The organism is Achromobacter sp. ACM04 (assembly GCF_014851465.1).
GTDB lineage: Bacteria > Pseudomonadota > Gammaproteobacteria > Burkholderiales > Burkholderiaceae_B > Achromobacter > Achromobacter aegrifaciens.
The window spans coordinates 1,662,240-1,681,229 of sequence record NZ_JACUZS010000001.1 but is presented as its reverse complement, the minus strand read 5'-3'; the positions used below and the strand labels follow the sequence as shown (position 1 = coordinate 1,681,229).

The 18,990-nt window shown below is 64.4% G+C and carries 20 protein-coding genes; 11 read left to right on the top strand and 9 right to left on the bottom strand.

Features of this window, described 5'->3' with window-relative positions; all coding sequences use genetic code 11:
- Nucleotides 1-807 carry a hypothetical protein gene (locus IB259_RS07840; protein WP_192328417.1) on the top strand — a complete coding sequence of 269 codons (807 nt, stop codon included), beginning with the start codon at nucleotides 1-3 and terminating at the stop codon, nucleotides 805-807.
- A 21-nt stretch (nucleotides 808-828) separates the two neighbouring features.
- Here IB259_RS07840 and IB259_RS07835 read toward each other — a convergent pair whose 3' ends face one another.
- The gene (locus IB259_RS07835; RefSeq protein WP_192328415.1) at nucleotides 829-1,764 is read right to left on the bottom strand and encodes a DNA/RNA non-specific endonuclease; all 936 of its coding nucleotides are present in this window, start codon (nucleotides 1,762-1,764) and stop codon (nucleotides 829-831) included.
- Nucleotides 1,765-2,007: 243 nt separating this feature from the next.
- Between IB259_RS07835 and IB259_RS07830 the strand changes: the two genes are divergently transcribed.
- Complete coding sequence (locus tag IB259_RS07830) at nucleotides 2,008-3,183, top strand: diguanylate cyclase (RefSeq protein ID WP_175162286.1); 1,176 nt, start codon at nucleotides 2,008-2,010, stop codon at nucleotides 3,181-3,183.
- Between the two features lie 16 nt (nucleotides 3,184-3,199).
- Here IB259_RS07830 and IB259_RS07825 read toward each other — a convergent pair whose 3' ends face one another.
- Nucleotides 3,200-3,604: a hypothetical protein gene (locus tag IB259_RS07825; protein WP_192328412.1), complete on the bottom strand. Its 405-nt coding sequence runs from the start codon at nucleotides 3,602-3,604 to the stop codon at nucleotides 3,200-3,202.
- Nucleotides 3,605-3,773: 169 nt separating this feature from the next.
- Here IB259_RS07825 and IB259_RS07820 point away from each other — a divergent pair, with 169 nt between their 5' ends.
- Both IB259_RS07820 and IB259_RS07815 read left to right on the top strand, forming a co-directional pair.
- Nucleotides 3,774-4,316, top strand: a complete 543-nt coding sequence (locus tag IB259_RS07820; protein ID WP_175162290.1) for a hypothetical protein — start codon at nucleotides 3,774-3,776, stop codon at nucleotides 4,314-4,316.
- A 111-nt stretch (nucleotides 4,317-4,427) separates the two neighbouring features.
- Nucleotides 4,428-6,341 (top strand): radical SAM protein, encoded by a 1,914-nt coding sequence (locus IB259_RS07815; protein WP_175162292.1) that lies wholly within the window; start codon nucleotides 4,428-4,430, stop codon nucleotides 6,339-6,341.
- A gap of 24 nt (nucleotides 6,342-6,365) precedes the next feature.
- Here the strand turns inward: IB259_RS07815 and IB259_RS07810 are convergent, their stop codons facing one another.
- A complete protein-coding gene (locus IB259_RS07810; protein ID WP_175162294.1) occupies nucleotides 6,366-8,069 on the bottom strand; it encodes an NAD(P)H dependent flavin oxidoreductase family protein in 1,704 nt (567 codons plus the stop codon).
- Nucleotides 8,070-8,159: 90 nt separating this feature from the next.
- Between IB259_RS07810 and IB259_RS07805 the strand changes: the two genes are divergently transcribed.
- Together IB259_RS07805 and IB259_RS07800 are read left to right on the top strand one after the other, a co-directional pair.
- Complete coding sequence (locus tag IB259_RS07805) at nucleotides 8,160-10,187, top strand: aminotransferase class I/II-fold pyridoxal phosphate-dependent enzyme (RefSeq protein WP_175162296.1); 2,028 nt, start codon at nucleotides 8,160-8,162, stop codon at nucleotides 10,185-10,187.
- Nucleotides 10,184-10,600 carry a VOC family protein gene (locus IB259_RS07800; protein ID WP_054456276.1) on the top strand — a complete coding sequence of 139 codons (417 nt, stop codon included), beginning with the start codon at nucleotides 10,184-10,186 and terminating at the stop codon, nucleotides 10,598-10,600. The genes IB259_RS07805 and IB259_RS07800 overlap by 4 nt, the downstream gene beginning before the upstream one ends.
- 28 nt (nucleotides 10,601-10,628) lie before the next feature.
- Here IB259_RS07800 and IB259_RS07795 read toward each other — a convergent pair whose 3' ends face one another.
- Nucleotides 10,629-11,060: a VOC family protein gene (locus IB259_RS07795; protein WP_054456277.1), complete on the bottom strand. Its 432-nt coding sequence runs from the start codon at nucleotides 11,058-11,060 to the stop codon at nucleotides 10,629-10,631.
- A gap of 113 nt (nucleotides 11,061-11,173) precedes the next feature.
- The gene (locus IB259_RS07790) at nucleotides 11,174-11,512 is read right to left on the bottom strand and encodes a hypothetical protein (protein WP_119451289.1); all 339 of its coding nucleotides are present in this window, start codon (nucleotides 11,510-11,512) and stop codon (nucleotides 11,174-11,176) included.
- A 162-nt stretch (nucleotides 11,513-11,674) separates the two neighbouring features.
- Between IB259_RS07790 and IB259_RS07785 the strand changes: the two genes are divergently transcribed.
- Nucleotides 11,675-12,820 (top strand): alpha-hydroxy acid oxidase, encoded by a 1,146-nt coding sequence (locus IB259_RS07785; RefSeq protein ID WP_175162298.1) that lies wholly within the window; start codon nucleotides 11,675-11,677, stop codon nucleotides 12,818-12,820.
- A 253-nt stretch (nucleotides 12,821-13,073) separates the two neighbouring features.
- Here IB259_RS07785 and IB259_RS07780 read toward each other — a convergent pair whose 3' ends face one another.
- On the bottom strand, nucleotides 13,074-13,589 hold the full coding sequence (locus IB259_RS07780) for a hypothetical protein (protein WP_054456280.1): 516 nt from the start codon (nucleotides 13,587-13,589) through the stop codon (nucleotides 13,074-13,076).
- Between the two features lie 166 nt (nucleotides 13,590-13,755).
- Between IB259_RS07780 and IB259_RS07775 the strand changes: the two genes are divergently transcribed.
- From IB259_RS07775 to IB259_RS07760, 4 genes are all read left to right on the top strand, one after another.
- The gene (locus tag IB259_RS07775) at nucleotides 13,756-14,139 is read left to right on the top strand and encodes a hypothetical protein (RefSeq protein WP_054456281.1); all 384 of its coding nucleotides are present in this window, start codon (nucleotides 13,756-13,758) and stop codon (nucleotides 14,137-14,139) included.
- Between the two features lie 247 nt (nucleotides 14,140-14,386).
- Nucleotides 14,387-15,031 carry a hypothetical protein gene (locus IB259_RS07770; protein ID WP_125472352.1) on the top strand — a complete coding sequence of 215 codons (645 nt, stop codon included), beginning with the start codon at nucleotides 14,387-14,389 and terminating at the stop codon, nucleotides 15,029-15,031.
- Nucleotides 15,032-15,098: 67 nt separating this feature from the next.
- Nucleotides 15,099-15,479 carry a hypothetical protein gene (locus IB259_RS07765; RefSeq protein ID WP_192328409.1) on the top strand — a complete coding sequence of 127 codons (381 nt, stop codon included), beginning with the start codon at nucleotides 15,099-15,101 and terminating at the stop codon, nucleotides 15,477-15,479.
- Nucleotides 15,480-15,524: 45 nt separating this feature from the next.
- Complete coding sequence (locus IB259_RS07760) at nucleotides 15,525-16,097, top strand: HD family hydrolase (protein ID WP_125472351.1); 573 nt, start codon at nucleotides 15,525-15,527, stop codon at nucleotides 16,095-16,097.
- Nucleotides 16,098-16,122: 25 nt separating this feature from the next.
- Here the strand turns inward: IB259_RS07760 and IB259_RS07755 are convergent, their stop codons facing one another.
- The 3 genes from IB259_RS07755 to IB259_RS07745 form a co-directional block, all read right to left on the bottom strand.
- A complete protein-coding gene (locus tag IB259_RS07755; protein WP_192328406.1) occupies nucleotides 16,123-17,007 on the bottom strand; it encodes a DMT family transporter in 885 nt (294 codons plus the stop codon).
- 60 nt (nucleotides 17,008-17,067) lie between these two features.
- Nucleotides 17,068-17,991 carry a bifunctional helix-turn-helix transcriptional regulator/GNAT family N-acetyltransferase gene (locus IB259_RS07750; RefSeq protein WP_175181363.1) on the bottom strand — a complete coding sequence of 308 codons (924 nt, stop codon included), beginning with the start codon at nucleotides 17,989-17,991 and terminating at the stop codon, nucleotides 17,068-17,070.
- A 127-nt stretch (nucleotides 17,992-18,118) separates the two neighbouring features.
- On the bottom strand, nucleotides 18,119-18,979 hold the full coding sequence (locus tag IB259_RS07745) for a hypothetical protein (RefSeq protein WP_192328403.1): 861 nt from the start codon (nucleotides 18,977-18,979) through the stop codon (nucleotides 18,119-18,121).
- Between the last annotated feature and the right edge of the window lie 11 nt (nucleotides 18,980-18,990).

The following is an 18,990-nucleotide window of genomic DNA, read 5'->3' as shown; positions in this document are numbered from 1 at the left end:
ATGGCATTGTTTGCTTCGGTGGCGGCGGCCGTGCTGGCCTCTTCGACCCTCGGCGCCCCGCTGGGCTTGGGAGACGGGAGAAGCGAAGCCTTGTTCAAGGCATATTCGGCTGCCCTGGACTTGGGGTTCCAGGCGATGGGGCCCAGCATGAAGCGCGCGCTGGCGACGTATTGCCAGGACGGGCTGACCGTCGAGGGCTACTGCGTCTGGGTGGTGCAAGGGGTAATCATAGGCAGCCATCTCAGCGGCAATTACGAGGACGTGCTGCGCTATGGCGACCGCTACGCCGCCGCAAGGCTGGCGGATCTGCGGTCCAGGCGTGAGCCCCTGGGCGCCTGCCTGCCCGCGTATGTGAGCACGGTGAAACCGGGCACGACCAGCACCTTGATCTCCTGGAGCTCCCCCGTGCCGTCCTTGGTCTACCTGGCCCAAGCTCGCCTCAAACGGCCTGCGACGAGCTCGTACTATCAGGCGTTCTATTGCGCGCGCCGCGCTCCGAACGAGCTGCTGGACGCTTATGATCCCCAGCATTCCAGCGTGCCGGCGAGCGAAGCTGAAGCAAACGTAGCCCGCAAGTTCGAATCAGAAATCCTGCGGCCGATGCGCGCGGCGAGCGAGCAGCTGCAAGCCGAACTCACGCGCTCCATCCACTCCGACAGCACGGCGCTCAGCCGCAATTTCCTGCAGACCGCGGTGCTGTACGGAAATGCCTACACCGCATGCAGCCGAGCCCGCTTTCCGGCCAATCTTTGCGGCTATCTGAGCGCGGACCGCATCGAAGTCGAGTTCTACGAGTCCAAACTATGAGCGGGCCCGTCAGTCCGCGCTTCAGCCGCCGGCCGGCAGCACCCGGATGCCCGTGCGCTTGACGAATTCCTCGTAACTGATCGGCGGCCCGGCCTTGGTGCTGGCGGCGTTGGCCTGCCAATGCACCCACGAGCGGCCGCTGGTCGCGTCATACACGACCTTGTAGATGTACGTGGGCACGGCCACGCCCGCGCCTATGGTCTTGGGGTTGTCGGCATAGACGGGGCCGGTGAAGACGTACACGTCACCCGCGGCGCGCATCACGTACTTGCGCGTGTCCTGCTCGATGCTGCTCCAGGCGCCGCCGTTGTGAATCTGGTCCTGCGGCACCATGTTGGCCAGCGAGAAGCTCTGCGCCATGGCCTCGGGCGTGGACATGTCGCCTGCCGGCGCCATGTGGCCGCGCGAATAGCCGGAGCCGCGGTAGTCGTCCAGCTCGGCCCGTTCGGCGCGTGGCAGCCGCGCTTCGGCGTAGAACTTGTCGGTGCGGCGCATGCCCTGGGCTTGGGTCAGCATCTGGCGATTCAGGCGTTCCGCCACGAACACCGGCGTCTTGGTCTGCCCGTCGTGCAGGATGGCGAAGGCCGAGAAGCACACCTCGCGCAGCTTCTGGCCGCCCGGGACTTCCGGCGGGCGCGAATGCGGAAAGAACTGCCGGCATTCGGCAAACATTGTTTGAACGGGCGCCCCTGTCCGCGCTGCGGTCGGTACCGCCGCCGGCGTCGTGTGTTCGCGCTGCTGCGGCCAGCCCAGGCGCGTGATGACTTCCTGCACCGGCGCGGGAATCCGCCACTGCGGATTCAGCATGTAGGTGGCCGCGCCGAAACTCGCCAGCGACGAGAACAGCAAGGCCTTCAGGAATCGGGGGAAGCGGCCGCTGGATCGGGAACCGGCCCGGGCCTTGGATCTGCTGGGGGGACTTCTCTTCTTGGAAGCGGGTGTCTTCGCGCGCGTCATTACTACCTGTGAGCTACTGCCCGATTGCAGTTGGCAATCGGCACCGCCACGGATTGTAGATGAGTGGCAAATTTGCCACTTGCACGGGATTCTTTCGTTTCAAGAGACGGCTGCGGCGTCCGGTGTTGCATGACGCGCAACCAAGTTGTGACAGGGGTTACGCTATGTTTCCATGACGCATTTCCCACGTAGAATTCTTGCTGGCCGCGGCGATTGCCGCGGCGCGATATTCACGCGTTGAAGATGTACGTCGATCTCCTCACCCTTTACTTCATCATCATTGGAACGCTGCTCGCCAGTGCAGGCCTGACGTTCTGGGAGCATCGGACCCACCCTAGCCGCAGCGGATCATTGCGTATCCTGGCGGCGGGTTTCGCCACGCTGGCCGTGGGCTGCACTGTCGCGCTGTTTCGCGCGAGGCTTCCCAGCCCGCTGGGCTCGGCGGTCGCCAATCTCATTGTCCTCAGCGGCTATCTCCTCATCATGAACGGCGCGGCCTCGCTGAGCGGCAGGCGCTACCGGGGAGCTTCCATTGGCCTGCTGGTCGTCATGGCGCTGATCTGGCTGGGGGCCGGGGCCCGGTGGGAGGACCTTGTCTGGAAATACATCAGCGCATTCCCGATCGCGTTGGTCAGCGGCGTGACCGCTTGGGAACTGCTGCGCTGCCAGTCGCTCAGGTCGTTGACGCCGCTGCGCATCGCAACGGCGGCGGTAACCATCCACGCACTGGTCTACGCCGCGCGCGCCTTCATCCTGCCCTGGTGGGTGGCGGAGCACGGGCCGGCCATACACCTGACCGCCAGCACCCTCACCATGTATGAAGGCGTGCTGTATTCGATCGTGCTGCCGATGACGCTGCTCAAGCTGATCCGCGAAGAGACCCACGGCCAACTGCTGCGGGAATCTCAGACCGACTATCTGACCCGCCTGGGCAATCGCCGCTGGTTCTTCGAGCAGGGCGCACGCATCATCGAGGGTGGAGCAGGGCGCGGGCCGGTTGCCGTGCTGGCCTTCGATCTGGACCAGTTCAAGTCCATCAACGACAGGTATGGCCATCAGGCAGGCGACCAGGTGCTGAAATTCTTCGCCGATAGCGCGCGTTGCGTGCTGGGTGAAGACGTGCTGCTCGCCCGCCTGGGCGGCGAGGAATTCGCCGCGCTCTTGTCCGGCCCCGACGCGCGCCGCGCCACGGTGTTGGGCGCGGCCGTGGCGCAACGCTTTGCCGTGACGGTGTCCGGCCGGGACGACAGTCTGGGCATACCGGCCACGGTCAGCGTCGGGCTGGCGCAGTTCGAGGACAAGGTTCCGCCCTTGGTCGACGCGCTGGCCGCGGCCGATCGGGCGTTGTATCAGGCCAAGGCGCTGGGCGGGAACCGGGTGGAGCTGGCGGGCGCCGCCGCAAACGCGCTGAACTGCTGACGGCAACCGGCGCGGATCAGGTCCGGCGCCGCGACCTGGGCCTGGGCGCCACCCCCATCCGCGGATCCCGCGCCAGCGCAAGCTGCGCCATGCGCGCCGCGACCGTTTCGAAGTCCTCGTCGGTTTGAGGCAGGTACAGCCATTTTCCCAGCACCGGGTGCTGGCGCAGGGCTGGGAACTCCGCCGACAGCGCCTCATGGCGTTCCTGCGAGGTGCAGACGAGCAGGCCGCTCCAGGGATCCTCGCGATCGGCGGCGACCAGGTACAACAGGCCGTCCAGGTAGGCCGCGTCGCAGCCGAACATCTTGCGGCGCAGGTAGCCGGCATCGCGCTCCAGCGGTTCCAGGATCCAGAGCAACGAATTGAGGCGGACGTTCCGTTGCTTGGGGGGCGGGGCAAATGGGTCTGATCGGTTGCGCATGAAATGACGTCAGGCGGGACGGGTTGCGGCGGGAACCCAAGAATAATGGTAATAATGGTGCCGGATTAAAGTTTCCAGTCGAGGGGATAGCGTGCATTGCTCTAGATGCGGAGCCGCCCACAAGGGCAAGAACAGCGTATGCGACGAATGCGCAAGAGTGCTGGGCAACATGCCCAGCAAGAGCATCTTCGCATCGGACACCGGCAGTTTTGGGGCGGATGAGACGCCGCCCGCTGCGACGAGCCCGCAGCCCGCCGCCAGTGCGCCAACTGCCGTGGCCTCTCGCGGCGGCTGGGCCGAAGCATTCCAGCGCTACCACATTGTGCCCCTGCGGCTGCGCGGCAAGCCCGTCAGGGTGGTTTGGCTGTTGGCAGCCGGCGCGGCAGGCTTGGCGCTCACCGCCCTGGGCGTCTATGCCTGGGGGATGTCGGCGTGGTGGTTCATCCTGATTTTCCTGAGCCTCGTCAGCCTGGAGACGGGGCGTGACCTGAAACGCAAGCGTTATTCGCGGGTTTTAATGATGTGCAACCTGGAGGCCAATCGCGCCGGCGAGGTTTTCTACACCGAGATTGGCGGCCAGTGCCCGGTATGCAATGGCGAATTGAAGCTCCGGGAGATCGGTCCGAAGCGCGACAAGAAGACGACGGCGGTGTGCAGCGTGAATGGCAGCCACCGCTGGCAATTCGATCCCCGCGTGCTCGGCGATCTTTGACGCCTGCGTCCGGCGCAACCCGGCGGTCGTTCCCTGACAGCCGGGTCCGGTTCCGCCGCGCTGCCTATAATGGCCCCGATCCCCGCTTCGACGGCAATCTTGCCGTGTTTCATGTCCTCTTTGCCTCTACGCGTGCTGTCGGTCATTCCGCCGATGACGCAGCTCAATACTCCGTATCCGTCCACCGCCTACCTCACCGGCTTTCTGCGGTCGCGCGACGTGACCTCGTTCCAGGAAGACCTGGCGTTGGCCCTGGTGCTGCGCCTGCTGTCGGCCGACGGCCTGCGCGCCGTGGCGGAACGCGTCGCCGCCTTGCCGGCGGACAAGCACAGCCCCGCGGTCCAGTCCTTCGTGGCGCAGCAGGCGCGCTACCTGGCGACCATCGGGCCCGTGATCGCCTTCCTGCAGGGCCGCGATTCGACGTTGGCGCACCGCATCGTCGGCCGCCATTTCCTGCCCGAGGGGCCGCGCTTCAGTTCGCTGGACGTGTATCTGGACGAAGACGGCGGCGATCCGCTGGGCTGGGCCTTCGGCGCCCTGGGCCTGCATGACCGTGCCAAGCACCTGGCGACCCTGTACCTGAACGACCTGGCCGACGTGCTGCGCGACGCGGTGGATCCGCGTTTCGAGTTCGTGCGCTACGCCGAATCGCTGGCGGGCAGCCAGCCCACGTTCGACCCGCTGGCCCAGGCGCTGGCGGCGCCGCCCACGCTGGTGGATGACATGCTGCGCAGCCTGACTTCAGAAGCGCTGGCCCGCCACACACCCACCGTGGTGCTCCTGTCCGTGCCGTTCCCCGGCGCGGTCTACGCCGCCTTCCGCATCGCCCAGACCATCAAGGCGCACGATCCCGGCATCGTCACCGTGCTGGGCGGCGGCTTCGTCAATACCGAACTGCGCGAACTGAAAGACCCGCGGGTCTTCGATTATTTCGACTACGTGACCCTGGACGCGGGCGAGCGTCCCTTGCTGTCGCTCCTGGAACACCTGCAGGGCAAGCGTTCGCGCCAGCGCTTGGTGCGCACTTTCCTGCGCGACGCGGACACGGGCGCGGTGCGCTACGTCAACATGGTCGAACCCGACATCGCCTTTGCCGAGGTGGGCACGCCCACCTGGGATGGGCTGCCGCTGGACCGCTACCTGTCGTTGCTGGACATGCTGAATCCCATGAACCGGCTGTGGAGCGACGGGCGCTGGAACAAGCTGACCGTGGCGCATGGCTGTTATTGGAAGAAATGCAGCTTCTGCGACGTCAGCCTGGACTACATCGGCCGCTACGAAGGCGCGTCCGCCGCGGTGCTGGCCGATCGCATCGAGGCCATCGTGCGCGAAACCGGGCAGACCGGCTTCCATTTCGTCGACGAGGCCGCGCCGCCCAAGTCGCTCAAGGCGCTGGCGACCGAGCTGATCGCGCGCAACACCGATATTTCGTGGTGGGGCAACATTCGCTTCGAAAAGACCTTCAGCCCCGAACTCTGCGAGCTGCTGGCAGACAGCGGCTGCATCGCCGTATCGGGCGGCCTGGAGGTCGCCTCGGACCGCCTGCTGAACCTGATGAAGAAGGGCGTCTCGGTCGACCAGGTGGCACGGGTCACGCGCGCCTTCACGGACGCCGGCATCCTGGTGCATGCCTACCTGATGTACGGCTTTCCCACGCAGACCGTGCAGGACACCGTGGACGCGCTGGAGTACGTGCGGCAACTGTTCGACAACGGCTGCATCCAGAGCGGCTTTTTCCACCGGTTCGCCTGTACGGTGCATTCACCGGTGGGACAGAACCCCGAGGAATACGGCGTTACCCTCAAGCCCCTGCCGCCGATCACCTTCGCCAAGAACGACGTCGGCTTCCATGACCCTACCGGCGTGGACCACGACGCGCTGGGCAAGGCGTTGAAGAAAGCCATCTACAACTACATGCACGGCATCGGGCTGGACGAGGACGTGCGCAGCTGGTTCCCGTTCCATGTGCCGAAGACCACCGTGTCGAAGCACCGGATCAGCCGGGCACTGAGCCAGCGGGGGTAAGGCGCGGGCTTCGCGCCCGCCGCGCTAGCGCAGCAACACGTCCTCGTAGAACGCGCCCATCGGCCGCTCTGCATCCCGCACCTGGATCTCCAGTACCCAGATGCCGTCGGCGGGTACGAAGTCCGCCTGCGCCAGCAGATGTTTGCCGTACAGCGCATGCGGAAAATCCGATACCCGGTGCCCGGGAATCTCGCGCACCAGTTCGCAGCCTAGCTCGCGCGCATATTCCGAGGCGCGGTCGTACAGGGCGGCGCCCGTCAGGCCTTCCAGCCACGCCAGGCGGGCGCGCCGGAAGACCTCGCGCGCGGCCTCGGCGCAGCGCTGGCGGTCCGCATCCGCGCCCAGCACGAAGGTGTCGCCATAGTCGCCCTCGTGGCCGTCCCACACCGGGCCGATGTCCAGCACGAAGATGTCGTGTTCCTGCAGCTTGCGGTCGTAGTCGGTGCGCTGAACGGGCGGCGATTGCGTGTCCGGGCCGAAGCGCACATAGGTCGGGTGCCAGTTGTTGGACGCGCCCATTTGGCGCAGGTGCTCATCCGCCACGGCGATGGCCTCGCGCGTGGTCATGCCGGGGCGCATCAGCGCGGCGATTTCCGCCACCGCCTGCATGGATCTCCGGCGCGCGTCCAGGATGCCTGCCAGCGTGTAGCGCGGACTGAGGCGTTCCCAAGGATGCGCCTCGCGCTGCGGCGCGGCGCCGGCCGTGTCTCCCGCTGCGGGGTGGAAGGCCTCGGACCGGTAGCGGTCGGCGGGCAGGCCGACCGCCAGCAGCCGGTCGTGGGCTGCCTGCACCATTGCCGGATTGCCGCAGGCGTAGACCAGGCTGCGTGACCACTCGTGGTCCGCCGCGATGGCGGCGTCCTGCACGTGGCGTCGGGGCTGGCCATCTGCGCTATCGGCCTGGGACAGCACTGCATGCCATTGGAACCCGTCGCCCTTGCCCTGCAAGGCGTCCAGCATCTGCCCAGCGTAGCAATCGTCCGGCGTGCGTCCGCCCCAGTACAAGGTCACCGTCTTCAGCGCGCGGCTTTGCAGCGCTGCCATAAGGATGGGAGCCACGCCCGCATAGCCCGTGCCGGTGGCCAGCAGCACCAGGTGGTCGATGCCGGCAGGCATCTCCGCAGGCCAGGTGCAACTGCCTTGCGCGCCGTCCAGGGTCAGCATGTCGCCGGGCTGGAGGCCGGGCAGGATGCCATCGGTGAAGGCGCCGCCGGGCATGCGGCGGATGTGGAACTCCAGCCGGGCAGGCCCCGCCGCGCCGGGCGCATTCGCAATCGAGAAGTTGCGGCGGGCGCCGCCGTCCAGGATCAGTCGGGCATGTTGGCCGGGCAGGTAGCCGTAGTCGTCCTCGCCCTGCATTTCGACGATGAGCTGGGTGACGTCCGGGGCCAGCGGCAGGCGCGACGCGACGCGGGCGCGGCGCGGCGGACTGGGTTCTTCGGGGGCGCGCCAATGCGGGAAGCGCAGCGTCAGGTCGCTGGCGGCGCGGCACTGGCACATCAGCAGTTCGTCGCTGGCCGTCTGGTAGCCGCCGTCCGCGGGCGGCGCCATGCGTTCATAGCTGCCATCCATGACCACGGCGCGGCATGAGCCGCAGGCCCCGCGCTGACAGGAGAAGGGTACGGGTATGCCCTGGGCCAGTGCCGCCTCCAGGATCGAGGTCGTGCCGTCCGTGAAGAAGGGGCCGGTCTCCAGGGTGATGGTGTGGCAGGGCGCAGTGGCGGTCATGGCAGGTTCCAGGAAATTTGCCCCGCATGGGGCTCAGGCAGCCAATCTACCGATAGAATGGCTACATGAAATAGAGCCATTTCTCTCAATATGAACAAGCCACTTTCCGCAGGGCAGCCAGGAGCGAAACGCCAGGAAGCCAGCCTGGACCTGCCGATGGACGCCGCGCGGCCAGGGGAGTCCAAGCAGGCCTGGGTCTACCGCGAGATCCGCGAACGCATATTGAAGGGCGCGCTGCCGTCCGGCGCGCGCCTGCCGTCCACGCGCAGCCTGGCCGCGCGCTGGCACATTGCGCGCTCCACGGTCGAGGCTGCCTACGATCAATTGCGCAGCGAAGGCTATACCGCGGGCACGGTGGGTTCGGGCACATACGTGGCGGCGGTGATTCCGGACAACTTTTTCCGGGCGGGGTTGCCGGGCGAGAGCGCCGCAACGTCCCAGGCCCCGGAGCCGCGGCCGGCAACGCAAGCAGGCGAGCCGCAGCCCGCGCCCGCTGTCAGCCCGCCTGGGGCCGCGCCGCATATGGCCGCGATCTACGCGCCGTTGCAGCCCAACTCCCAGTTCTACTCCCGCAGCGCCGACGCCGCGCTCTTCCCCATGGAACGCTGGCGCAAGGGGCTGATGGCCAGCGCGCGGCGCGTCACGCCGGCCCAGCTTGCCAACGATGAACCGCAAGGCTGGCGCCCCTTGCGCGAGCAGATCGCCCGCTATCTGGGCGCGGCGCGCGGCATCAGCTGCGATCCGGAGCAGGTCATCGTCCTGGGCGGCATCCGCGACGGCCTGGACCTCTGCGGCCATCTCCTGCTGCAGCCGCAGGACAAGGTGCTGATCGAGGATCCGGGCTACCTGAATGCCGAACCGATCTTCGGCCAGTACACGCGGCACATCGTTCCCTTGGCCATCGATGCCGGGGGCTTTCCGGTTGCGCAGGCCCGGCGCCAGCGCGGCGTAAAGCTCGTGCACGTCACGCCCGCCCACCAGGCGCCTACCGGCGCCACCATGCCCGTGTCCCGCCGCCTGGAGCTGCTGGACTGGGCCGCGCAGGCCGGCTGCTGGATCGTCGAGGACGACTACGACAGCGAATTCAGCTACGACGGCGCGCCGCTGGCCGCCCTGAAAAGCCTGGATACGGCCGATCGCGTCATCCATTGCGGCAGCTTCAACAAGACCTTGTTCAACGCGCTGCGCATCGGCTATGCGGTGGTGCCCAAGGAATTGGCGCCCGCTTTCGTGCAGGCGCGTCGCCGCGCGGGGCGCTCGCCCAGCATCATCGAGCAAATGACGCTGGCCGCGTTCCTGCAGGACGGCAGTTTCGCGCGCCACGTGCGCAAGGCGCGCGGCGTGTACGCGCGCCGGCGCGACGCCGTGCTGCGCGCCTTGCGCCAGGCCGTCGGCAGCGATGCATTGCGCGTCGGTGGCGAACACGCCGGCTTTCATCTGCTGTGGTGGCTGCCCCCGGGCTGGGATGTGGCGCAGGCCGTGGCGGCGGCGCGGGCCGCGGGCGTGGGCATGCAGCCGGTGGCGGACTTCTGCCGCAAGGTGGAGCTGGCGGCGGGTGTGGTGGTGGGCTATAGCACGGTGCAGGAAGACGCCTTGCTGAAGCTGGGAACGCTGCTGGCGCAAGCCGCGCCAGGCGCAGGCCCGCAGCAGGATCCGGGCTTGCTGCGCCGCCTGCTGCGCGTCAAGGACCGCATGGACGCGGCCTCGCACGAAGCCTGGCCGGTGGAGCGCCTGGCCGAGGTCAGCGGCATCTCCAAGGCCCATTTCGCGCACTCCTTCAAGCGCGCCTTCGGCCTGCCGCCGCACCGCTACCTGTTGACGCGGCGTATCGAACAAAGCGTGGCCATGCTGCGGGACACGGAGCAGAGCGTCACGGAAATCGCCTATGCGACCGGGTGGGAAAGCCTCGGCACCTATAGCCGCATTTTCCGCGACGTCACGGGGCTCAGCCCCAGCGCCATGCGGGTGCAGGCGCGGGCGGGGACGCCGCCACTGGACAGCATGCCCGGCTGCTTAGCGAAGGCCGCGCAGCGCCCCGACCTCAACATCGCTGTTTTGGAGAAGCGCCGCCGCGAGACCGACGGTAAATTTCCGCCATCAACCAAGGAGGTCTCATGAACTCAGGCATCAACGTGGCGGGTATATACGTGGACGATCAGGACGCGGCGCTGGCGTTCTACGTGGACAAGCTCGGATTCCGCGTCCATACGGACGTGCGCAACGGGCCGTACCGGTGGCTGACGGTCCAGCATCCGGACCAGCCCTCGTTTCAGCTCGGCCTGTTTGCGCCCGGCCCGCCCATCCACGACGAGGCCACGGCGCAGACGCTGCGTGCCATGGTCGCCAAAGGCGCGATGCCGCCTCTGGTCCTGCATGTGGCCGACTGCCGCGCAGACTATGCCCGGCTGCAGGCGTTGGGCGTCGAGTTCACGCAGGAACCCATCGAACGCTACGGCAGCGTGGACGCGGGCTTTCGCGATCCGGCGGGCAATGGCTGGAAGATGATCCAGGCGCCGCGGGGCGCGGCCTGACGTCCAGCCCCGGGCGCTGGCGGCGCGTTCAGTAGGTGATCCGCACCGAGGCCGCGCTGCGTTGGGCGCCCGCGCGCGTGACGGCTTCGATATTGTTGCCGTCCGGGTCCAGCACGAACGCGGCGTAGTAGCCGGCATGGTAGTTTGCGCGCTCGCCCGGCGGACCGTTATCCCGGCCGCCATGCGCCAACGCCGCCTGGTAGAAGGCATCTACCATGGCCCGGTCTTCCGCCTGGAACGCCAGATGGATGCGGCCGGTCAGTTCGCCCTGCACCTCGGCGCTGCCACGCGAGGAAATGAACAGCTCGTCCGTCCAGAAGTCCGGGCCGTCGGAACCGCCGATGGGAATCTTCAACGCATTGAAGACCGCCGTGTAGAACGCCTTGCTGGCGGGCAGGTCGCGCACCACCAGCCCGATGTGATCTATCAAGCGGCCCTTATGTCGTTCTTTCTGCGCCATGAATCGCTCCCGGCTATGGCAGTGGGGGGAAGAATCAGCGGTGTCAGACTACGCTTGCCGGCGCCATGTTTCAAGGCGCCGCGCAGCCACTTCGGGTGCGTGGCAATGAGGGCTCAGTCCTTGCCGGCCATGGCCCGCATGGGCTGGCAGGTCAGCTCCTTTTCTTCCTCCCCGAAGTCCGCCATGTCTTTGCGCGCCTTGGCGTAGGCGCGCAGATACTCCGCATCGAACACCAGCGACGACACGCCGGACTCGCGCGTGGCGGACTGCTGCCGCTTCTTCAGGACCTCCAGCAGTTCGGGAGTCAGCACCTCGCAATACTCCATGATGGCGTGGATCTGGGCCAAGGAGGTGGCGCGCTCCAGGTTCTGTTGCGCCGAGACGGTTGCGGCGGGCAGCGACAGGACGGCGGCCGCGATCAGCGTGGCCGGTTTGAGCAGGAGGTGAGGCATTGCGGAGTACTTCCGTTCGTAGGGCGAAAGCCCGCATTTAACACGATCTGCGCTGGGGTCCATTTTGATGGCCTTGGAAATGTGGCTATCGGTCTACAATTCCTCCCGCTCCATCCGGGGGCTCAGGCTGTCTGTACGTGTAGTGTCGATAAAGGTCCACCCATGCGTCTGCATCAGTGCCAGAACTTCCACGACTTTCGCCGCATGGCCCGCCAGCGGCTGCCGGGCCCCATCTTCAATTACATCGACGGCGCGGCCGACGATGAAACCACCTATCGGCGCAACACCGCGGCCTTTGAGTCCTGCGACCTGCTGCCTGATGTGCTGCGCGGCGTGGCGGAAGTGGACATGTCGGTGACCGTCATGGGCCAGAAGCTGGCGCTGCCGGTCTATTGCTCGCCCACCGCCTTGCAGCGGCTGTTCCATCATGACGGCGAACGCGCCGTGGCCGCCGCCGCGGGCAAGTTCGGCACCATGTTCGGCGTGTCCTCGCTGGGCACCGTCAGCCTGGAAGAAGCCCGCAAGATCAGCGGCGGCCCCCAGGTCTACCAGTTCTACTTCCACAAGGACCGCGGCCTGAACCGCGAGATGATGGCCCGCGCCAAGGAGGCCGGTGTGCAGGTCATGATGCTGACCGTGGACAGCATCACTGGCGGCAACCGCGAACGCGACAAGCGCACCGGCTTCGCCATTCCGTTCAGGCTCAATCTGGCCGGCATCGCGCAGTTCGCCGCCAAGCCGGCCTGGGCGCTCAACTACCTCACCCACGAACGCTTCCGGCTGCCGCAGCTGGACACCCACGTCGACATGGGCGGGGGCGCCATGTCCATCAGCCGCTACTTCACGGACATGCTGGATCCGGCCATGACCTGGGACGACGTCGCCGCGATGGTGCAGGAATGGGGCGGGCAGTTCTGCCTGAAGGGCGTGATGTCGGTGGAAGACGCCAGGCGCGCGGCCGACATCGGCTGCACCGGCATCGTGCTGTCCAACCACGGCGGGCGCCAGTTGGACGGTTCGCGCAGCGCTTTCGACCAGCTCGCGGAAATCGTCGACGCGGTTGGCGACCGCATCGACGTGATGATGGACGGCGGCGTGCAGCGTGGCACTCATGTACTCAAGGCGCTGGCGCTAGGCGCCAAGGCCGTGGGGCTGGGCCGCTACTACCTGTTTCCGCTGGCGGCCGCCGGCCGGCCGGGCGTGGAGCGGGCGCTGGAACTGATGCGGGTCGAGATCGAGCGGGCCATGAAGCTGATGGGGTGCAGGACCGTTGCTGAATTGCAGCGGCGGCACCTGCGGTTCCGCTGATCGTCTCTTCGCCGGTGTTATTGGATGCGTTAAGACCACTTGAGTTTCCGATCGGTGAGGTCGCTGACAAACATGTCACCGTGCGGGCGTGGGTGCGATATTCTTTTGGAGATATCGTCTGCAAGGGGCCGTGGCGTCGCCAGAATGTGCAGATTGACGAAAACGATATGACCCGAGAACGAGCCTATCGTTGCGTCCCCGCGCAGCGTGGAGAACTTCGGGAATGGCGCGGCGGGCTTTACTCTCCCTTGATTTAGCGCTCCGGTCTTTCTTCCGGTTTAAGGCCGGCCGCCTGCAGACGCCAGGACGGAATGCGGTACTCGTACCACGCTTCCTCCAGAGTCTGATAGCGCTGAAACCATGGAGCCAGATGGTTTTCGACATCCGCCGCCAAGGTCGACAGCCAGTCCTTCAGGTCCTGCGCACTGCTGATCTTGAACACCGCGCCGCTGCCCAGGGTCGGGTCCTGGATCAGCCCTTCTCGCGGTTTCAAATAGGCGCGGCGGTACAGGCGTCCCTTGTTCCAGACTTCTGCCGGCACGTAAACCGGCCATTCCTTTTCATACGGAAAGGACACGTAAACGCCCAAGGACACGTGCTGCGCGTCGTCGAACGAGCCCTTGTAGCGGATCAGTTCCACGCCTTGCTGCAATTCGCCGCAGGCTCGCCACAGGCAACGCTTGCCCTTTTTCTTCCAGCCAGCGAACGCGGGCTGTGCGCGCAACAGCTCCATGACGCCTTGCTCCAGATCGGCCAGGGCTATCGGCATGCGAGCCTCCAGGGCTTGCGGGCAAACTTCTGGCTGCAGTATTGCGTAGGTGTGTTCATCGATCGTCCATGTGTGAACGCTTCAGGCTTCAACGGTGCGCAAGGTCGCAAGGTATCATGCGCAGGTTTTCACGGATTGACCTCCTTCACGGTCAGAAGGCTTTTCAATGAAAAAAAGCATTCCGCTGGTATTGCTGTCGTCCATGCTGCTGACGGCTTGCGGTCCCGACAAAATCATCGCCGATCTCCCTTCGCCTGGCGGAAAGTATCACGTCGAGGTCCGCAAATGCCCGCAGCGCGGGTCGCTGACCTGGGACGAGCAGACCCAGGTATCCGTGGTCGAGACCGGCGTGTCGGAAAAGTGCAATGCGTTCATCGTGGCGCTGACGCAGTTCCGGTCGTATACGCCTGATGAGCAACTGCAGCTTGAATGGATTTCCGATACGGAACTCAGGGCCTGGCATCCCGCGTTCGAACCGAAGAATGGCCCCTGGGCCAGCACGGTCAAGCAGGGCGCGCCGGTCAAGGTGATATTCGCGCCTAAGCGTTAATCGGAGGCCGGTCATACGGCGATCTGCCAGGGCCGTATCGTAAACGTGATAATTTGTTGCCCCGCTGGCGCAGTTGTTACTGCTTGAATCCGCGGCTTCCAGTGAATGCGAAGTATCCGCAGGCGTATGCCGGTGAATTACCGATTTTTTGCCCATCCGTGCAGTGCCATCTATGTTTGAATACGCTCCGTTTGCGCGCGAGGTTTGGCCCGCGGCAAAACCCATATTCGACGGAGCCTGATCCAGTATGTATTTCAGAGTTTTGGCCATGGGGCTGCTGATGGCCGGCGGCAATATTGCGCAGGCCGCCACCGTGCAGGAAGTCTTCAATGGAAAAATGCTGGGCAAGAGCCAGGCGCATTTCGAAACGATAGCCGGCGCGCCGCAGGAATCCTACGGCGACGATCGCGTGTTCGATGTGCAGGGTTGCCTGGTCACCGCGACGATCAAGTCGGGCAAGGTATCGGCGCTGAGCCTGGAACCTTCCGAAACCTGCAAGCCCGACCTCGCCAGCTTCATCGGCGAATATGCGCCCAAGCCTGGGCAGAAAATCACCCCCGTCGCCTTTGGCTCCGACCTGACGTATACGGCAGATTGCCTGACCGACTGCGGCAACGCCGCCGATCCCTGGGTGTACGCAAGCTGGACCGCGCCTCGCGCAGCCGGCGGCATGGAAATCATGCTGGGCTTTGTACAGGCCGGAGACCAAGCGCTGGATGCAGCCGAGAAATGGGCCACGCAGATGGAAAAGGCGGAAGGCAAGGATTACCTGCTCAATAACAAATTCAATTGCGACGCCCGCTACAACAGCGTCGCCGATGCAGCTTTCAAGAACGTGATCGCGACCAGCGTCAAGGTCGGGTTCGATCTGCCGAAGGAATCTTGCCGCTAGGCCGCACTGCGAGCTGCTGTCTTTGCAATCCACGGCCATGTCAGGCCGATCCCAGGGGAAAAAATAAATGAAGAAGCTAATCTTGACGGTTCTTGTGGCTCAACTGCTTGCCGGGTGCGCGGGTTCCCCGCTAGGCAATATGATCAACAATGAACGCCAGGAAACCAGGGCTGACATGATGCAATCGTGGGTTGGCGAAAGCGAAGAAAAGCTGGTTTCCAAATGGGGGCCGCCCACCAACAGCTATACCTTGTCCAGCGGCGGCAAGATCATTTCGTACGAATACGTCCGTGGCATCATCAACAACACCATCTACCGATGCACGGAGAAGTTCAGGATTGATGACGGCACGGTCACCAAGTGGGGCCTTAGCTCCGGGTGCGACACAAGGATTCAAGACGGCGACCTGATATCGAAGGATATCCCCATTCCGCAGCCGACCTTGTGATGGCCGGCGCGGCCCATGGCCGCGCCGCATTGGGTTGGAATTGAAATGAATATCGAGAACATCAAAGGCCGGCTGGCCTTTCTGCAGGAAGCCGAAAAACTCAAGAGCGTGCTGCGTAGCGGATTCACGTCCACCGGCCGCCCCGAAAGCACGGCTGAACACAGCTGGCGCCTGTGCCTGATGGCCATGGCCTTCGAAGACGAGTTGGCCGGCCTGGACATGCTCAAGGTTCTGAAGCTGTGTGTGCTGCACGATCTGGGCGAGGCCATCCATGGCGACGTACCCGCGATCGAGAAACACCATCATCCGGACAAGGCCAAACAGGAGAAAGCCGACCTGCTGCACCTGACCCGTTCCCTGGATGAGCAACAGCGCGCAGGAATCCTGGCGCTTTGGCAGGAATATGAGGATGCCGCCACGCCGGAAGCCAAAGCCGTCAAGGCCCTGGACAAGCTGGAAACCATCCTGCAGCACACGCAGGGTTTGAATCCGCCGGATTTCGACTATGGGTTCAATCTGACCTACGGCCAGAAGCACACCGACGCGGATCCTTTGTTTGCGCTGGTGCGCAGCATCCTGGACGAGAAGACGCGCGCCCGGATCAATCCAGAAACCTGAACGGTTTGATGCTCCAGAGGCAGAGTCAAGCGGCGCTCGCGCGCCGTTCATGCGTGCCGAACCAGACGCCCGATAACACCAGAACAAAAGCCCCCGTCAGGCGCCAGGTCAGCGGATACGAGCCGCTCAGCAGCTCGATCAATACTGCCGTGATCGGCGCCAGCGCCTGAAACGACATTACCCGGCTTGCCTCCAGGCGGCTCAGCGCCCACAGCAGGCAAAAATAGCCCACTGCGCTGGAAAGCCCGATGAACACCACGTTCGCCCATTGAAAGCCGGACAGGCTGGGCAGCAATGGCGCGCTTCGCGCCAGGCAGACGCCCGCCAGGAACAAGACCGACACCAGCATCGCCACCACGCTGACATACATGGATGGATAGCGACGCAGGTACGGACGATATAAAAGACTGCAAGCCGCGCCGATGAAGGTCGCGCCCAACAAGGCGGCCCATGCCCAGCCATCTGCGGCGCTGCCCACCGCGGCGGCAGAGGGTTGCAGCAATAGCGCAATCCCAGAGACCGCCACGCCCGCGCCGATCAGCCGCGGCCAGCTGAACTGCTCGCGTCCCGTGGCAATCGCCAGGCACAGCGTTACCAGCGGCAGCGTGGAAAACACCAGCGCGCAAGTGGCGGCCGGCAGCCGGGCCAGCGCGTAGTTCAACAGCAATATCAGCAGCGCGAATTGCAGTATGCCCAGGCCCGCCACCGCGCAGAAATCCTTGGCCGTGAACCGTACAGACCATCGCCGCAGCATGGGCGCGGCAAGCACGAGCGCCCCGATGGCATAACGCAGGAAAGCCAGCGTCTCGGGCGACACGTCGCTCGACACCGCGCGGGTGGACACCATCGCGGCCCCCACAAGCGCGCCTGTGACGGCGGCGGCGCATATGGCCTGGGCGCGTTCACTCATCGGAGTCGAGCCTGTCCGTGGAAACGGATTTGATCTGGCCGCAGGGATGCATCGCGTGGCCTACAGATCCCGTGCCCAATACTGTCCCACCAGATCCTTGCCGAAACTGTGGTGCTGTTCTTCCTCGACCAGTTCGAAGCCGGCCTTTTCATAGATCCGGCGCGCGTCCGTCAGCACGCTATTGGTCCACAACACCATGCGCTTGTAGCCCGCCTGCCGCGCAAAACGCAGGCACTCGTCGACCAGCCGATGGCCTATGCCCAGCCCGCGCGCGGAGCCGTCCACGTACAGCAGGCGTAGCTTCGCCGTGGTTTCGTCCTGCCGCACCACGAAGACCGAGCCCACCATCTTTCCGTCCTTCTCCGCGATCCAGCAGCGCTCTCGCTCGCGGTCGAACTCCCGGATGAACTTCGCCACGATCTCGGCCACGAGCGCCTCGTACTCCGAGTTCCAACCGAATTCTTGCGCATAGACCGTGGCCTGGTTTGCCACCACCAGCCCCATGTCGCCCGGGCGCGGATCGCGCAGCACATAGGGCAGGGCGGCTTTGTCGCCGAGCAGGTTCTGGATTTCGTTCATGGCATTGACCAGCTGCGCTTGCGCCGGCTCCGATAGCTGTTTGAGGATGGCGATGATCTCGTTGCGGGACGCTTCATTGAGCGGAGCAAACGCCGCCCGGCCGGCCTCTGTCAATTCCAGCAGGCCGACGCGGGCATCCGCGGCCGAGCGCGTCTTGGCGATCAAGCCTTTCTTTTCGAAGCCCGAGATCACGCGGCTGACATACCCGGCGTCCAGGTTCAGTTCCCGGCACAGGTCCGAGGTGCTGAGCGCCGGCCTGTGGGCCAGTTCATAAAGAATGCGGACTTCGGTCAGCGAGAACTCGCTGGCCAGCAGGTGCTCATGCAGGACGCCGATCTGGCGGGTGTAGAAACGGTTGAAATGCCGGACCGCTTCGGCGCGGTCGTAGAGCGATTGCTCTGTCATGGGGGAGTTCCAATTACTTGCTTAAGGCATATTATTATTTGCTTTAGGCAAGTAATTTTATATATTTTGCTATGATTATTTCAAGGCTATAGATGTTTTCTATCAAATGATCGGGCCATTTTCCGCCTTAGTTGTCGGTGTTGGGAGTTTCAATCAACTCTTTCAGCGTCACTGCGGAAAGGCCGTGTAAACGCAAGGAGCTTCCCTCGGTCGGCTCTATCGTCACATTGCCGCTTACCGGATCAAAAAGGATGATGGTGCTTCCGGTTGACGCGACATGTCGGCCTTCTGCAATCATGGAACCGTTTCTCCAGAGAGCGAGGCATGGAGTGGCCTTGCTTTTGTTCTCTTGCTGGGCAGATGTCTTTGGAAGGTCGGAGAGAATCAATCTCTCATTTCTGCTGCCGATTGGGGTGCAATGCTCAGCGGAAACTATCCAGGTTTGGAGCTGTTTCATTGCCCCCACGTATCCCAAATAGGGAAGGAGGGCAAATAGAATCAGCACGGTCTTCATGGCGAAAATAAGTAGCCAAGGTGCAATGCTGAGTGCGGCTAGTGGAATGAAGCTGATTATTTCCTTGCGCAGCCATCTCCGGCCTCTTTGAATGAACTGCCAGCCAGGAATTTTGGAGAGCATGAGCGCGATGCTGCTTCCGGCCTTTATCACGGGTTCGCGCACTTTCGACGTGTGCGAGCCAATGAAAACCAAGGTGATTGCGAGGCCTATGGCCGCCATGACGATGGCCAACAGTTTGAAGTTTTCGAGGGTGTGTATCTCGTCCGCAATTTCTATCCAGCCGGAAAACGCGTGACTGGAGAGATGCAGAAGATCTAGTGGCGTGTCATACGTCAATTCCGTAGGCACGCCAAAGCGGCTTTCAATGGCACTGGCTGCACCGTACCCCAGCATGGAGAGGGAAGCGGCTCCCAAAACCACCAATGAGGGTACGCCGATCACAAGTCCACGGATCAAGCCTTTTTCTGCCACATCAAACTCCT

What these genes read in the sequence shown, in the direction of transcription:
- IB259_RS07835 (WP_192328415.1), bottom strand. Translation starts at nt 1,764, where the DNA reads ATGACGCGCGCGAAGACACCCGCTTCCAAGAAGAGAAGTCCCCCCAGC.
- IB259_RS07790 (WP_119451289.1), bottom strand. Translation starts at nt 11,512, where the DNA reads ATGCCTCACCTCCTGCTCAAACCGGCCACGCTGATCGCGGCCGCCGTC.
- IB259_RS07825 (WP_192328412.1), bottom strand. Translation starts at nt 3,604, where the DNA reads ATGCGCAACCGATCAGACCCATTTGCCCCGCCCCCCAAGCAACGGAAC.
- IB259_RS07830 (WP_175162286.1), top strand. Translation starts at nt 2,008, where the DNA reads ATGTACGTCGATCTCCTCACCCTTTACTTCATCATCATTGGAACGCTG.
- IB259_RS07755 (WP_192328406.1), bottom strand. Translation starts at nt 17,007, where the DNA reads ATGAGTGAACGCGCCCAGGCCATATGCGCCGCCGCCGTCACAGGCGCG.
- IB259_RS07805 (WP_175162296.1), top strand. Translation starts at nt 8,160, where the DNA reads ATGAACAAGCCACTTTCCGCAGGGCAGCCAGGAGCGAAACGCCAGGAA.
- IB259_RS07770 (WP_125472352.1), top strand. Translation starts at nt 14,387, where the DNA reads ATGTATTTCAGAGTTTTGGCCATGGGGCTGCTGATGGCCGGCGGCAAT.
- IB259_RS07815 (WP_175162292.1), top strand. Translation starts at nt 4,428, where the DNA reads ATGTCCTCTTTGCCTCTACGCGTGCTGTCGGTCATTCCGCCGATGACG.
- IB259_RS07780 (WP_054456280.1), bottom strand. Translation starts at nt 13,589, where the DNA reads ATGCCGATAGCCCTGGCCGATCTGGAGCAAGGCGTCATGGAGCTGTTG.
- IB259_RS07750 (WP_175181363.1), bottom strand. Translation starts at nt 17,991, where the DNA reads ATGACAGAGCAATCGCTCTACGACCGCGCCGAAGCGGTCCGGCATTTC.
- IB259_RS07820 (WP_175162290.1), top strand. Translation starts at nt 3,774, where the DNA reads ATGCCCAGCAAGAGCATCTTCGCATCGGACACCGGCAGTTTTGGGGCG.
- IB259_RS07810 (WP_175162294.1), bottom strand. Translation starts at nt 8,069, where the DNA reads ATGACCGCCACTGCGCCCTGCCACACCATCACCCTGGAGACCGGCCCC.
- IB259_RS07795 (WP_054456277.1), bottom strand. Translation starts at nt 11,060, where the DNA reads ATGGCGCAGAAAGAACGACATAAGGGCCGCTTGATAGATCACATCGGG.
- IB259_RS07760 (WP_125472351.1), top strand. Translation starts at nt 15,525, where the DNA reads ATGAATATCGAGAACATCAAAGGCCGGCTGGCCTTTCTGCAGGAAGCC.
- IB259_RS07840 (WP_192328417.1), top strand. Translation starts at nt 1, where the DNA reads ATGGCATTGTTTGCTTCGGTGGCGGCGGCCGTGCTGGCCTCTTCGACC.
- IB259_RS07775 (WP_054456281.1), top strand. Translation starts at nt 13,756, where the DNA reads ATGAAAAAAAGCATTCCGCTGGTATTGCTGTCGTCCATGCTGCTGACG.
- IB259_RS07800 (WP_054456276.1), top strand. Translation starts at nt 10,184, where the DNA reads ATGAACTCAGGCATCAACGTGGCGGGTATATACGTGGACGATCAGGAC.
- IB259_RS07785 (WP_175162298.1), top strand. Translation starts at nt 11,675, where the DNA reads ATGCGTCTGCATCAGTGCCAGAACTTCCACGACTTTCGCCGCATGGCC.
- IB259_RS07765 (WP_192328409.1), top strand. Translation starts at nt 15,099, where the DNA reads ATGAAGAAGCTAATCTTGACGGTTCTTGTGGCTCAACTGCTTGCCGGG.